Source organism: Streptomyces tailanensis (genome assembly GCF_008386495.1).
Classification (GTDB): Bacteria; Actinomycetota; Actinomycetes; order Streptomycetales; family Streptomycetaceae; genus Streptomyces; species Streptomyces tailanensis.
On the sequence record NZ_VTHJ01000004.1, the window covers coordinates 1 to 13966 of the forward strand.

The following is a 13966-nucleotide window of genomic DNA, read 5'->3' on the forward strand; positions in this document are numbered from 1 at the left end:
ACATCGCCAAACACACCTCCCTGCTGGACTCAGTGCGCCGGCTCGGCGATGTGCTGCGTACCGATCCGCTTGCGGAACACCCAGTACGTCCACCCCTGGTAGAGCATCACGACCGGGGTGGCGATCGCCGCGCACCACGTCATGATCTTCAGGGTGTACGGGCTCGACGAGGCGTTGGTGACCGTGAGGCTCCACTCCTCGTTCAGCGAGGACGGCATGACGCTCGGGAAGAGCGCCAGGAAGAGCATCGCCACGGCAGCCACGATGGTGACCCCCGACAGCGCGAACGCCCACCCCTCACGTCCCGCCCGGACCGCCGCGAGCGCGGCCACGAGCGCGGCGACCGCCACAACGGCCGCCACCAGCGAGCTGCCGTCACCCTTCTCGATCTGGGTCCAGGCCAGGAAGAGCAGCGCCAGCCCGGCCGTCACCAGCCCGACCCGAAGAGCCAGCACCCGCGCCCGCTCCCGGATGTCCCCGACGGTCTTGAGCCCGACGAACACTGTCCCGTGGAAGGTGAACAACGACAGCGTGACCAGACCACCCAGCAGGGCATACGGGTTGAGCAGGTCCCCGACGTTGCCCACGTACTCGAAGTCGCGGTCGATCTTCACCCCGCGCACGATGTTGGCGAAGGCCACACCCCACAGGAACGCGGGGAGCAGCGAGGTCCAGAAGATCGCCGTCTCCCAGTTGCGCTGCCAGTTCTCCTCGGGCCGCTTCGCCCGGTACTCGAAGGCGACACCGCGGACGATCAGGCAGACCAGGATGAGCAGCAGCGGCAGATAGAAGCCGGAGAAGAGCGTGGCGTACCACTCGGGGAAGGCGGCGAAGGTCGCGCCGCCCGCCGACAGCAGCCACACCTCGTTGCCGTCCCAGACGGGCCCGATGGTGTTGATGAGGACCCGCTTCTCCGGACGGTTCCGGGCCAGCAGCTTGGTGAGGACACCGACTCCGAAGTCGAAGCCCTCCAGGAAGAAGTAGCCGATCCAGAGGACGGCGATGAGGACGAACCAGACGTCGTGAAGTTCCATGACTGTGCTCCCTTGGCCCGGTGCGGCCTAGTACGAGAAGGCCATCGGCTTGTCGGCGTCATGGGATTCGCCGCCGATCTTCGTGGGCGGGTGGAGGTCGGCCTCCGTCAGCTCCGGCGGTCCCGCCTTGACGTACTTCGCGAGCAGCTTGACCTCGACGACGGCGAGGATGGCGTACAGTGTGGTGAAGACGATCATCGAGGTGATGACCTCGCCCTGCGAGACGCCGGGGGAGACCGCGTCCTCGGTGCGCAGGACGCCGTAGACGACCCACGGCTGGCGGCCCATCTCGGTGAAGATCCAGCCCCACGAGCTGGCGATCAGCGGGAAGCCCAGCGTCAGGAACGCGATGCGCCAGTACCACGTGGTGAGGGTCGGGCCGAGAGCCTTGCCCGGCAGCAGCACCAGATGCGGCACCTCGTCGTCGCCCACCCGGAGGTGCTGCGGCAGCATGAACTTCTTGCGGGTGAGCCAGAGCCCGATCAGGCCGATGGCGAAGGACGCCATGCCGAAGCCGATCATCCAGCGGAAGCCCCAGTACGCGACGGGGATGTTGGGCCGGTAGTCGCCGGGCCCGTACTTCTCCTGCTCGGCCTTGTTGACGTCGTTGATGCCGGGGACGTGCGAGCTGAAGTCGTCGTTGGCGAGGAAGGACAGCAGGCCGGGGATCTCGATGGCGACCTTGTTGTGGCCCTTGTCGACGTCACCGTAGGCGAAGACGGAGAAGGGCGCGGGCGCCTCGCCGTCCCACAGCGCCTCGGCGGCGGCCATCTTCATGGGCTGCTGCTTGAACATGACCTTGCCGAGCAGGTCGCCGCTGACCGCGGTGAGCAGGCCGGCTATGACCACGGTGACCAGGCCGAGCCGCAGCGAGGTCTTCATCACCTGTACATGCTTCTTGCGGGCCAGGTGGAAGGCGGCGATGCCGACCATGAAGGCACCGCCGGTGAGAAAGGCGGCGGTGAGGGTGTGGAAGACCTGGGTGAGCGCGGTGTTCTGGGTCAGGACGAGCCAGAAGTCGGTGAGCTCGGCCCGGCCCTTGGCCTCGTTGATCCGGTAGCCGACGGGGTGCTGCATCCACGAGTTGGCCGCGAGGATGAAGTACGCCGACAGGATCGTGCCGATGGACACCATCCAGATGCAGGCGAGATGGATCTTCTGCGGCAGCTTGTCCCAGCCGAAGATCCACAGCCCGATGAAGGTGGACTCGAAGAAGAAGGCGATCAGCGCCTCGAAGGCGAGCGGGGCGCCGAAGACATCGCCGACGAAGCGCGAGTAGTCGGACCAGTTCATGCCGAACTGGAACTCCTGCACGATGCCGGTGACGACACCCATCGCGATGTTGATCAGGAAGAGCTTGCCCCAGAACTTGGTGGCCTTGAGGTACTTCTCCTTCCCCGAGCGCACCCACGCGGTCTGCAGGCCCGCGGTGAGCGCGGCGAGCGAGATCGTGAGGGGGACGAAGAGGAAGTGGTAGACGGTGGTGATGCCGAACTGCCATCGCGCCAGAGTCTCCGGCGCCAGAGCGAGGTCCACGTCTTCTCCTTACGTGCCGTGGCACTGCGGCAGTTTGCCCCGCTTGTCTCGTACATCACAGGGCAACCGGGACACGCTTGTGAACGCGTTCACATTCACAAGCAATTATGACGCATAGCCGTTCGAGCCTCGACGGGCGGGGGGTCCCCAAGCGTGGACCGCTCCACCCATGGCATGAAAGCGCACGTCAGCAGCCCAGGACCTGCCGTGCGAAACGCAAGAGGGGCCCGGCCAACCCGGGCCCCTCGACCGCCGAAGGCTAGAGCTCCTTGCGGAAGCCCTCCGTGACCTTGAGGAAGATGTCGTTCGCCTCGGTCTCGCCGATCGTCACCCGCACACCCTCCCCCGCGAACGGCCGTACGACGACCCCGGCCTGCTCGCACACGGCGGCGAAGTCGACCGTGCGCTCCCCCAGCCGCAGCCACACGAAGTTCGCCTGTGTCTCGGGCACCGTCCAGCCCTGGGCGCGCAGCGCCTCGACGACCCGGTTCCGCTCGCAGACCAGCGTGCCCACGCGCCCGAGGAGTTCGTCCTCGGCACGCAGGGAGGCGACCGCCGCATCCTGGGCGAGCTGGCTCACACCGAACGGCACGGCCGTCTTGCGCAGGGCCGCCGCCACCGGCTCGTGAGCGATCGCGAAGCCGACACGGAGCCCGGCGAGACCGTACGCCTTGGAGAAGGTGCGCAGCACACAGACGTTTGGCCGCTCACGGTAGAACTCGACGCCGTCCGGAACCTCGACATCCCGCACGAACTCGCGGTACGCCTCGTCCAGCACCACCAGCACATCACCAGGCACCCGGTCGAGGAACCGCTCCAGCTCAGCCCGGCGAACCGCCGTACCCGTCGGGTTGTTGGGGTTGCAGACGAAAATCAGCCGAGTCCGGTCGGTGATCGCGTCCGCCATCGCGTCCAGGTCGTGCACATCGCCCGCCGTGAGTGGCACCTGCACGGACGTGGCCCCGCTGATCTGCGTGATGATCGGGTACGCCTCGAACGACCGCCAGGCGTAGATCACCTCGTCACCGGGACCCGAAGTGGCCTGCAGCAGTTGCTGGGCGACGCCGACGGAGCCGGTACCCGTGGCCAGGTGCGTGACCGGCACCCCGAAGCGGTCCGACAGTTCACTCATCAGCCCCGTGCAGGCCATGTCCGGGTACCGGTTGAAGGACGTGGCCGCCGCGGTCACGCCCTCCAGCACTCCGGGCAACGGCGGGTAGGGGTTCTCGTTGGAGGACAGCTTGTACGCCACCGGACCGCCCGCCGCGGCCGGCTTGCCGGGCTTGTAGGTGGGGATACCCTCCAGCTCGGCTCGCAGCTTGGGGCTCGTCTCGCTCACCGCAGTCCTCCTCGTCGACGTAATGCTTCTCACCTTATGAGGATTCGGCGCGCCTGCGAATGGCCTGTGGACAACCACGTCCACACCGCGCCCGCGCCTCTCCCGTCGCACCGCCTCACGGGCATCTGCCCCGAAGGCGTACGAATCGGGGGCGCGCCGCCCACAAGCGCACGCGCCGGTGGCTCACGCCGTAGCGCGCATCACCCGTGCAGGTGAGTTGAGACCTCTTCGAGACATGAGCCACTTGGCAGGCGCATAGGCGTCGACAAGTAATGTACTGACGTTGGATCGTTCAACTCCCTTGCATTTCAAGGGCATTGACCCGTGGTGACCTTGCAGAAACGTGCCTGTCAACGAGTGCATATGCGTCCGCACTACCCCACCGCATGAGCCCTACTATCGGCTCGCCATGACAGCAGCAGGGAAGCACCAGGTGAGCCGGGCGGAAACTCCCCGCCGAGGCAGCCGGTCGGGCCGGGCGGGCATTCGGGATGTGGCCGCCGCCGCCGGAGTCTCCATCACGACCGTTTCCGACGCCCTCAACGGCAAGGGCCGGCTCCCGGACGCCACCCGACGCCATGTACGCGAGGTCGCCGACCGACTTGGCTACCGCCCCTCGGCGGCGGCCCGAACCCTCAGAACGGGCAAGTCCGGCCTCATCGGCCTGACCGTGACCACGTACGGGGATGAACCTTTCACCTTCACCGAGTTCGCGTACTTCGCGGAAATGGCGCGGGCCGCCACCTCGGCCGCGCTCGCCCGGGGCTATGCCCTGGTCATCCTTCCCGCGACCTCGCGCCACGACGTGTGGTCGAACGTCGCCCTGGACGGAACCGTGGTCATCGACCCGTCCGACCAGGACCCGGTCGTCAGCGAGCTGGTCCGCCAGGGATTACCGGTGGTCTCCGACGGCCGCCCGGCCGGCTCGCTGCCGGTCACCGCGTGGGTCGACAACGACCACGAGGCCGCGGTCCTCGGCATCCTCGACCACCTGGCCGACGCGGGCGCCCGCCGGATCGGACTCCTCACGGGCACGACGACCGACACGTACACCCACCTCTCCACGACCGCGTATCTGCGCTGGTGCGAGCGCGTGGGCCAGGATCCGGTGTATGAGGCCTATCCGGCGCACGATCCGTGCGCGGGGGCCGTCGCCGCCGACCGGCTGCTCGCCCGGCCCGACCGCCCGGACGCGGTCTACGGCCTCTTCGACCCGAACGGCACCGATCTGCTGGCCGCGGCCCGGCGGTACGGCCTGCGCGTCCCGGACGACCTGCTGCTCGTCTGCTGCAGCGAGTCCGCCGTGTACGCCACCACCGAGCCGCCGATCACCACGCTCTCGCTGAAGCCGCGCCGGATCGGCACGGCCGTGGTCCAGCTCCTCATCGACGCCATCGAGGGGGTCGAATCGGACCAACCGGTCGAGCAGGTGATACCGACGGAGCTGATCGTGCGGACCTCGTCCGAGCGGCGTCCGCCGCGTACGACGGTCAGTCCGCCGCGATCACCCGAAGAGGGTTGACGCCTCAGCGAGGATCCGAGAGGGAAAAGGGCGGGGAGAGCCCCGCCCAATTCGGGAGAAAACCGCGGTGAACTGGGGCCCTGCGCCATTTCACCACCCCTGGGTCATCACATGGCGCGATCCGCATTCCTATGATGGGCGGACGACACCGCGGGCCGCTGCGACCAGGCAGTCCGATGCGGTGCAGATGCGGCGCGATGGTGGTGGAGGGGTCGATGACTCAGGGGGCCGGTCAGGGACCCGAGGAGCGGACGCCGACGGTGCGCGATTTCCGCGTGCCCGCGTACGTCCACGAGGCCGGTCCGTACGGGCAGCACACCACGCATCCCGGCGGAACCGCCAAGCCCGCCGAGGAGCCGGGAGGCTACCCCGAGGGCTACACCCCGACCCAGCGGGACCTGCCGGTGATCAACCGGGGTGACACGCTTCAGGTCGTGATCGACCCGGAGGCCGTGGCGGCCGAGCCGTCCACCGCCAGGCCGGGCCCGCTGTTCGTCGTCGGGGACGTCCACGGCTACCTGGACGAGCTCCTCGCCGCGCTCCGGGAGAAGGGCCTCGTCGACGCGGCGGGCAACTGGTCGGCGGGCACCGCCCGGCTGTGGTTCCTCGGCGACTTCACCGACCGCGGCCCGGACGGCATCGGCGTCATCGACCTCGTGATGCGCCTGTCCGCGGAGGCCGCCGCGGCCGGCGGTTACTGCAAGGCCCTCATGGGCAACCACGAACTGCTGCTGCTCGGCGCCAAGCGGTTCGGCGACACGCCCGTCAACTCCGGGGCGGGCACCGCCACCTTCCAGGCCGCCTGGCTGCTCAACGGCGGCCAGAAGACCGACATGGACCGCCTCCAGGACCACCACCTCCAGTGGATGGCCCGCCTCGACGCCATGGAGGAGGTCGACGGCCACCTCCTGGTGCACTCCGACACCACCGCCTACCGCGACTACGGCGACTCCATCGAGGCGGTCAACGACACCGTCCGCGAGACGATCACGCGCAACGACCCGGACGAGGTCTGGGACCTCTTCCGCAAGTTCACCCGGCGCTTCTCCTTCCGCGACGAGGGCGGCGCCGACGCGGTGCGCTCCCTGCTGGACACCTACGGTGGCACACGTATCGTCCATGGTCACAGCCCCATCCCGTACCTCCTGGGCGAGGTCGGCTCGGAGGACGGCGAGGACGAGACGGGACCCTCGGTCGAGGGACCGTACACCTATGCGGACGGTCTGGCCGTCGCCATGGACGGCGGCGTGACCATGGCCGGAAAGCTGCTGGTCCAGCAACTTCCGCTGGATAGCTGAGCCGTCAACGGGCAGGCGTCCTTTCGTCGGAAGACTTCGCTGGCCAGGGGCCAATTTCTTCAAACCCCCTGTCACCGCCTGCCGTCACCGCTCTACCATCGGCTTATCCGTAGCAGGCTCCCCTCCGTTTCTGCCCGACGGCTCGTCAGCATGCCGAGCCACAAGCCCTACGGAGCATCGGGGGATGCACATGAACAGCGTTCCGCAGCACCTGCTCAGTGAGGACCGCCAGGAATACGAGCGGATCCTCGGCGAGGCGCTGCGCTCCGCACCACACCGCCCGGAATTCGCCGCTGGTCTGCAGCGGCTCAACCCCGAACAGCTGCGCACCATGGCCCTCAGCGCCACGGCCATCATCACGGCGGCCGCGGCGACCGAATACGAGTACTACGTGAAGGTCCGCGACGAACTGCGCAACCCGTCGCTGTCCGTCCCACCCGCCCACGAGGGTTCGGCGGCCGGTTCCGCCGAGCCCGACGGGACCGGGGTGGGACTCGCGGCCGCCACGGGCGAGGTCGGCGAGACGGCCGGTGCCGGTGCGGGCGCCATCGCCGCCGTACTCGCTCCCGTCCTGGCCGGTACCGCCGCCGGGCTCTTCCTGCTCGTGGGTTACATCATGAAGATGATCGACCCCGATCGGGCGATAGCCCAGACCCTGCTCACCACGGGGTGGGTCTTCGGCGCGGTCACGGCTGCCGCGATCCTGGTGGCCGCCGTCGGCCTCCTGCTCACCGCCCTGCGCAACGGCTCCACCACCGTGGACGGCGGAGCACACAGCGAGTTGAGCGAAGAGATGGCCCGGGCCAGGGAGGCCTGGCGCGAGGCACTCCTGGAGCGCGGCATCCTGCCGTTCCTGCATGACGCTCTCAAGAACCCGGGCGCGGCAGCGCTGAGCGACCCGGATCGGCCGGCCCCGCCCAGCCGTATGCCTCACCTCGGCTACAACCGCCCGAACTTCACCAGCCCGGGCAGCGGCCCCGCCGGCTCCCGCCCCAGCTTCAGCAGCCCGGACTTCACCAGCCCGGACTTCGGCGGCCCGGAACACCAGCCGGACTGAGTCCTCGGGACCGAGCCGCCGCCCGGAAGACACCGGGCCCGGCGGCCGACCGGCGCGAGCTCTGTCCGGCCGACCGACGCCGTCGCACTCCGACCCGTCCGCTCGACGTGCGCAGGGGAACGCCCGTCGGGCCACGGCGCTGCCCGAGCAGCGGCGGGCTCCCCGGACAGCCACCCGGGAGAGCACCGCCTCCGCGTGAACAGCCAACGGCCACGACGAACCCGCGCCCGCCGCACCCAGCCGTCCGCCCCTGGCTCTGCCGTCCACCCCCTTGCGCTCAGTCCGCGAGCGGCAGATACACCCGGTTCCCCGCTTGAGCGAACTCCTTCGACTTCTGGGCCATGCCCTCCTCGATCTCGGCCCGGGAGCCGCCGTGTTCACGACGGATGTCCTGGGAGATCTTCATCGAGCAGAACTTGGGACCGCACATGGAGCAGAAATGGGCCGTCTTGGCCGGTTCCGCCGGGAGGGTCTCATCGTGGAAGTCGCGGGCCGTGTCCGGGTCGAGGGCCAGGTTGAACTGGTCCTCCCAGCGGAACTCGAAGCGGGCGTCCGACAACGCGTCGTCCCACTCCTGTGCGCCCGGGTGTCCCTTGGCGAGGTCCGCCGCATGGGCCGCGATCTTGTATGTGATGACGCCGGTCTTCACGTCGTCACGATTGGGCAGTCCCAAGTGCTCCTTGGGCGTGACGTAGCAGAGCATCGCTGTGCCCCACCACGCGATCATCGCGGCACCGATGCCTGAGGTGATGTGGTCGTACGCCGGTGCGACGTCCGTGGTCAGCGGGCCGAGCGTATAGAACGGAGCCTCATCACAGATCTCCTGCTGAAGGTCGATGTTCTCCTTGATCTTGTGCATCGGGACATGTCCCGGGCCTTCGATCATGGTCTGAACATTGAAACGCTTCGCGATCCGGTTGAGTTCCCCGAGCGTGCGCAACTCCGCGAACTGCGCCTCGTCGTTGGCGTCCGCGATGGAGCCGGGCCGTAGGCCGTCGCCGAGCGAGTACGTGACGTCGTACGCGGCGAGGATCTCGCACAGCTCCTCAAAGTTCTCGTAGAGGAACGATTCCTTGTGGTGCGCGAGACACCAGGCCGCCATGATCGAACCACCGCGGGAGACGATGCCGGTCTTGCGGTTCGCGGTCAGCGGTACGTACGCCAGGCGCACGCCCGCGTGGACCGTCATATAGTCCACGCCCTGCTCGGCCTGCTCGATGACCGTGTCCTTGTAGATCTCCCAGGTCAGCTCCTCGGCCTTGCCGTCGACCTTCTCCAGCGCCTGATACAGCGGCACCGTGCCGATGGGAACGGGGGAGTTGCGCAGCACCCATTCACGGGTGGTGTGGATGTTGCGCCCGGTCGACAGGTCCATGACCGTGTCGGCGCCCCAACGGGTCGCCCAGGTCATCTTCTCGACCTCCTCCTCGATGGAGGAGGTGACCGCGGAGTTGCCGATGTTGGCGTTGACCTTCACCAGGAACCGCTTGCCGATGATCATCGGCTCGATCTCCGGATGGTTCACATTGGCGGGCAGGACGGCCCTGCCCGCCGCGATCTCCTCACGGACGACCTCCGGCGAGACATTCTCCCGTACGGCCACGAACTCCATCTCGGGGGTGATCTCCCCTCGCCGCGCATACGCGAGCTGGGTCACCGCCCTGCCGTCGCGGCTCCGGCGCGGCTGACGCGGCCGCCCTGGGAACACCGCGTCGAGGTTGCGCAGACCGCCGCGCGGCGAGGTGTGCTTGATCCCGTCGTCCTCGGGGCGGACGGGACGGCCCGCGTACTCCTCGGTGTCGCCACGGGCGGTGATCCAGTTCTCACGGAGGGGGACGAGTCCCCTCCTGACGTCGGTCTCGACGGTCGGATCGGTGTACGGGCCGGAGGTGTCGTACAGGGTGACGGACTGCCCGTTGGTGAGGTGCACCTGACGGACCGGCACCCGCAGATCGGGGCGCGAGCCCTCGACGTACGCCTTGTGCCAGCCGACGGACTTCCCGACCTCCTGGGACTGTTCGCCCTGAGGGCTTTCGCCCCGAGACGCGGCGGATGTCCCGCCCGTCTGGTCGGAGGCAGGCGTGCGTGTGTCCTCGATGGTCATGAGACCTACTCCCTACGCCGGCATTACCCGGTAACAGGTTCAGCGGTCGGCGCAGCGATTTCCGCCCGGCGATGTTCCACGTGAAACATCGCGTATACGGAGGTCAGCGCCCTCTCAGCCCGGTGCTCCGAGCTCCCGCGTGTGCAAAGGTGTCTCCACGCTAGCGTCAGATGTGGCGCGGTGAACAGTGGGCACCGCCCGTTCTTGCGATGATCGGTCGGTGACCACGATGCAGCAGCCCCCGCCTCCACCCTCCGAGCCACCCCGTGGCCATGGCCCCGCAAACAGCCACTGGGACGGCAGCGGAGGCGGCCACGGCCCCAGAGACGGGCACGGCCACAGCTTCGGCGACGGGCAGGGCCACGGCCCCAGAGACGGGCACGGCCACAGCTTCGGCGACGGGCAGGGCCACGGCCCCGGGGACGGGCACGGCCAAGGCCCGCCCTCCGGGGGTGGACACGGCCACTCACACGGCCACGGCCCTGCCGCCCCCGTTTCGCAGCATCTGCGCAAGGTCATCGCGGCGGTACTCATCCCCTTCGCGACCGCGGTCGTCGTGGGTCTGGTCGTGCTCTGGCCCGGAGGTGCCCCGCCGCACGAGCGCACCGGGGTGGGCTTCGACCGACAGACGCAGTCAGCCACGGTCACCAAGATCGAAGAGGTCGACTGCTCCTCGGTGAACGCCTCGGGCGTCCCCCCGACCGGCGACACGTCCACCGCCGAGGGCTCGTCCGCCCAGCAACAGGCGAACGGCACCTGCAAGAAGGCGACGATCCGGGTCGACACCGGCAATGACAAGGGCCGTACGTTCACGGAGATCGTTCAGCCGGACCAGTCACGGCAGTTGGATCAGGGCCAGGAGGTCGTGGTCGCGTACGAACCCGCCGCGCCCAAGGACCTGCAGTACTCGGTCACCGATGTGAACCGGCGGTTCCCGATGGCGCTGCTCGCCGGGATCTTCGCGCTCGCCGTCGTGGTGGTGGGCCGGCTGCGCGGGGTCATGGCGCTGGTCGCACTGGCGATCAGCTTCCTGGTGCTGACCTTCTTCATCCTGCCGGCCATCCTCCAGGGCTCGAACCCGCTGGTCGTGGCGGTGGTCGGAGCGAGCGCCATCATGCTGACCGCGCTCTATATGTGCCATGGCCTCTCGGCCCGCACCTCGGTCGCGGCGCTCGGCACGCTGATCTCGCTGCTGCTGATCGGCGTGCTGGGCTCGGGGTTCATCGGCTGGGCCAGCCTGACCGGCAACACGGACGACAACACCGGCCTGATCCACGGTCTGTACCCGGACATCGACATGAGCGGTCTGCTGCTCGCGGGCGTCATCATCGGTTCCCTCGGTGTGCTCGACGATGTGACGGTCACCCAGACGTCGGCGGTCTGGGAGCTGCACGCGGCCAATCCGTCGATGGGCTGGCGCGGGCTGTACCGCGCGGCCATCCGGATCGGCCGGGACCACATCGCGTCGGTGGTCAACACCCTCGTCCTGGCCTACGCGGGTGCCGCGCTGCCGCTGCTGCTGCTCTTCTCGATCGCGCAGAGCAGCGTGGGCACGGTCGCCAACAGCGAGCTCGTCGCCGAGGAGATCGTGCGCACGCTCGTCGGTTCGATCGGTCTGGTCGCTTCGGTGCCGGTGACCACCGCGCTGGCCGCCCTGGTCGTCTCCGCCGACCGACCAGGCACCCCGGCGACGGAGCCGGCGCCCGCTCCGGCGCGCGCCGGGAGGGGCCGCCGCCGCAAGCGCTGAAGCGTTACGGCACCCCCGGCGGCGTACGGCTCATCCCGTGCTCTGCTCCTCCGCCAGGATGCGGTCCAGCGCCTCGTCGAGCAGCGTGTCGAAGTCGGCGAGGGAACGCTCCTGCCCCAGCGGCACGAGCTTGTCGGTCCGGTCCAGGAAGGCCACGAGCGGCGCCGTGCCGACCCGGAACAGTGCCTGGTCGCTGCCCACCTGAAGCCGGATCAGGACCTCGCCGAACGTCTCCGGGTCGGCGGGGGCGATGTGCACGTCCCCGTCCCCGCACGGCCGTCCCACGCCGTCGATGAGCAGCTCCCGGCCGAACGCCCAGGTCACGGGAGCGTCGCCGGGCAGGTGGAAGGTCAGCCGTACGGCATAGGGATCACAGGTCTCGTAACGCAGCTCCACCGGAATGCGGAAAGAGAGCTCTTCGGACACGAGGAAGCTCATCATGACCTCTGCCTGTACCGACTCGCGCATCGCTTTACCCCGCCATGTTGGTCGAGTAGCCAGGAATCATCCGCCTGACACTGCTGGAAGTTTGCTTAACGTGCGCGGGAGATCACAAGGAGTGATTTTTCAGATGCTGATAGAGATCGCTAGTGTCCCTAGCAGCTTTCCGACCTCGGCCTGCAACTGATGCGCCGCGGGCAGCAGCCGGTCGGCCTGGTGCACGGGCAGCGAGATGGCAAGGGTCCCCGCCGTCGTCCCTGCGGTGATGGGGATCGCGGCGCAGGCCGTCCCCAGGGCGTACTCCTGCCGCTCGACGACCGGTTCCATCCGTCCGATCCGGTCCAGGCGCCGTAGCAGGGTCTCTTTGTCACGCACCGTGTACGGAGTGATCGACTGCACGGGGTAGCGGTCCAGGTGGTCGCGGCGGGCCTCGTCGCCGAGCTGGGAGAGCAGGCACTGTCCGACGGCGTGGGCGTGCCCGGTCTCCCGGAAGTCGGCCCACTCCTCGACCGCCGGGTTGTTCGGGCTGTCGGCGACGCAGAGGACGTCGATCTCGCCGTCCCGGTAGACCGCGTAGTAGACGGGTGCGCCGATGGTGTCCCGCCAGTGCGCAAGGGTCTCGCTCACCGTGCTGCGACGTTTCTCCTGCGCTCCGCTGCTGCTCAGCCGCTCGGCTGCCTCACCGAGGAAGAACAGCCCCTTCTCCCGGCGCAGATAGCCCTCGTGCACCAGTGTGCGCAGCAGGTGGTAGGCCGTGGGCAGTGCGAGCCCGGCGTCCCGCGCCAACTGTTTGGCGGGCGCCCCGTGTCCTCGCTCGGCGACGGCCTCCAGCAGCCGCATGGCCCGCTGTACGGAGCCGATGAGAGTGCCGGAGTGCGATTCCGGCGGGGCCGCCGGAGCCGGGATGCGCGCCCCCCGCCCCGATCCGTGCGAGTGCGGGGGGACGGATCGGCGGGTATCAGGGGGTACCGGTCGGACGAGGCGGGTCGCCGTAGCCGTGGGCGGTTCTGCGGGCCGGCCGGCCTCTTCGCCTGGTGACGTGCGCGGCTGTGCCGGGGGAGCCGGGGCCTTCGAGGGGCCCGTACGCGGCGTTGCGGGCGGGGCTTGGGTCTGCCCGGCTCGGGTGCGCGGCTGCTCGGGGGCGCCGACCGCCGGTGTGGATCGAGGACTCGGTTGTGATCGAGGGCCCGGTTGCGGGGGAGGAACAGCGCTCTGTGTCGCTCGGGAGCGCGGCTGGGAGGGCGGGAAGAGTGGTTCTGCGGGTGCGGTGTCAGCCGTGGCCAAAGGTCACTCCCGAAGCGCGAGGAGGGCCACCCGTGCGGGGGACACGGGAGGAGATGCGCCGCCCGCGGGGTCGAGCCCGCGACGAGTGCCCGGACTCTAGCCGCCCGCCACCACTCGCAGACGGCCCCACCGGGAAACTTCCCTCTGGCGAGGGAACCTCACGTTCCTGTTACCGTCGCGCCCTGACCGGCCCTCACTCACTCACACCTCAGTTCTTGCCCCATGCTGACGCCTCACCAGTCACCGCTTGACGACGAGCTCGTCGTGAACTTCCGTACGACGTAGATCAGTCCACCGACGAGCGCCACGAAGACGAGCACCTTGAAGAGCAGGCCGATCACGAAGCCGACGACATTGGCTATCAGGCCGCCGAACACGACCAGGGCGATGACCGGCACCGCGATCCACTTCACCCACCACGGCATCCCCGCGAAGATCTCCCGCATCGCCTTGCTCCTTGTGTCTCCACCCGTGGCTCCTCTTCTGAGGCACCGCTTCCGGGTTTTCTGACGTCCTGCCATCGATGCTAGGGCCGCGAAGGGGCCGTTCGGGGGCTTCGCACCCCTTGTCCGTCCCTGATCGTTCCCCTAGGGAACGCCGAAGC

The 13966-nt window shown here is 68.7% G+C and carries 11 protein-coding genes; 4 read left to right on the forward strand and 7 right to left on the reverse strand.

Annotated elements, in window-relative coordinates:
- Positions 1 to 29: 29 nt before the first annotated feature.
- The 3 genes from cydB to hisC form a co-directional block, all read right to left on the reverse strand.
- Complete coding sequence (gene cydB, locus F3T56_RS04670; RefSeq protein WP_149823404.1) at positions 30 to 1034, reverse strand: cytochrome d ubiquinol oxidase subunit II; 1005 nt, start codon at positions 1032 to 1034, stop codon at positions 30 to 32.
- Between the two features lie 27 nt (positions 1035 to 1061).
- A complete protein-coding gene (locus tag F3T56_RS04675) occupies positions 1062 to 2570 on the reverse strand; it encodes a cytochrome ubiquinol oxidase subunit I (RefSeq protein WP_149823405.1) in 1509 nt (502 codons plus the stop codon).
- 259 nt (positions 2571 to 2829) lie between these two features.
- Complete coding sequence (gene hisC / locus F3T56_RS04680) at positions 2830 to 3909, reverse strand: histidinol-phosphate transaminase (RefSeq protein ID WP_149823406.1); 1080 nt, start codon at positions 3907 to 3909, stop codon at positions 2830 to 2832.
- Positions 3910 to 4318: 409 nt separating this feature from the next.
- Here hisC and F3T56_RS04685 point away from each other — a divergent pair, with 409 nt between their 5' ends.
- The 3 genes from F3T56_RS04685 to F3T56_RS04695 all read left to right on the forward strand — a co-directional run bounded on the left by F3T56_RS04685 (position 4319) and on the right by F3T56_RS04695 (position 7786).
- Entirely contained in the window at positions 4319 to 5431 is a 1113-nt protein-coding gene (locus F3T56_RS04685) for a LacI family DNA-binding transcriptional regulator (protein WP_149823407.1), read from the forward strand.
- A 200-nt stretch (positions 5432 to 5631) separates the two neighbouring features.
- Positions 5632 to 6729: a metallophosphoesterase gene (locus F3T56_RS04690; RefSeq protein ID WP_246203421.1), complete on the forward strand. Its 1098-nt coding sequence runs from the start codon at positions 5632 to 5634 to the stop codon at positions 6727 to 6729.
- A gap of 184 nt (positions 6730 to 6913) precedes the next feature.
- Positions 6914 to 7786 carry a hypothetical protein gene (locus tag F3T56_RS04695; protein ID WP_149823409.1) on the forward strand — a complete coding sequence of 291 codons (873 nt, stop codon included), beginning with the start codon at positions 6914 to 6916 and terminating at the stop codon, positions 7784 to 7786.
- A gap of 277 nt (positions 7787 to 8063) precedes the next feature.
- Here F3T56_RS04695 and thiC read toward each other — a convergent pair whose 3' ends face one another.
- Positions 8064 to 9890 (reverse strand): phosphomethylpyrimidine synthase ThiC, encoded by a 1827-nt coding sequence (thiC, locus tag F3T56_RS04700; protein ID WP_149823410.1) that lies wholly within the window; start codon positions 9888 to 9890, stop codon positions 8064 to 8066.
- Positions 9891 to 10110: 220 nt separating this feature from the next.
- Here thiC and F3T56_RS04705 point away from each other — a divergent pair, with 220 nt between their 5' ends.
- Complete coding sequence (locus F3T56_RS04705) at positions 10111 to 11637, forward strand: YibE/F family protein (protein ID WP_149823411.1); 1527 nt, start codon at positions 10111 to 10113, stop codon at positions 11635 to 11637.
- A 30-nt stretch (positions 11638 to 11667) separates the two neighbouring features.
- Here the strand turns inward: F3T56_RS04705 and F3T56_RS04710 are convergent, their stop codons facing one another.
- The 3 genes from F3T56_RS04710 to F3T56_RS04720 all read right to left on the reverse strand — a co-directional run bounded on the left by F3T56_RS04710 (position 11668) and on the right by F3T56_RS04720 (position 13808).
- A complete protein-coding gene (locus tag F3T56_RS04710; protein ID WP_149823412.1) occupies positions 11668 to 12105 on the reverse strand; it encodes an SsgA family sporulation/cell division regulator in 438 nt (145 codons plus the stop codon).
- Between the two features lie 99 nt (positions 12106 to 12204).
- Positions 12205 to 12984, reverse strand: a complete 780-nt coding sequence (locus tag F3T56_RS04715) for an IclR family transcriptional regulator (RefSeq protein ID WP_246203423.1) — start codon at positions 12982 to 12984, stop codon at positions 12205 to 12207.
- Positions 12985 to 13595: 611 nt separating this feature from the next.
- Entirely contained in the window at positions 13596 to 13808 is a 213-nt protein-coding gene (locus tag F3T56_RS04720) for a DUF5326 family protein (protein WP_149823414.1), read from the reverse strand.
- Positions 13809 to 13966: the final 158 nt, after the last annotated feature.

Excerpts from the sequence above, each read along its gene's own strand:
- cydB (WP_149823404.1), bottom strand. The coding sequence starts at position 1,034 with ATGGAACTTCACGACGTCTGGTTCGTCCTCATCGCCGTCCTCTGGATC.
- F3T56_RS04685 (WP_149823407.1), top strand. The coding sequence starts at position 4,319 with ATGACAGCAGCAGGGAAGCACCAGGTGAGCCGGGCGGAAACTCCCCGC.
- F3T56_RS04695 (WP_149823409.1), top strand. The coding sequence starts at position 6,914 with ATGCACATGAACAGCGTTCCGCAGCACCTGCTCAGTGAGGACCGCCAG.
- thiC (WP_149823410.1), bottom strand. The coding sequence starts at position 9,890 with ATGACCATCGAGGACACACGCACGCCTGCCTCCGACCAGACGGGCGGG.
- F3T56_RS04710 (WP_149823412.1), bottom strand. The coding sequence starts at position 12,105 with ATGCGCGAGTCGGTACAGGCAGAGGTCATGATGAGCTTCCTCGTGTCC.
- F3T56_RS04720 (WP_149823414.1), bottom strand. The coding sequence starts at position 13,808 with ATGCGGGAGATCTTCGCGGGGATGCCGTGGTGGGTGAAGTGGATCGCG.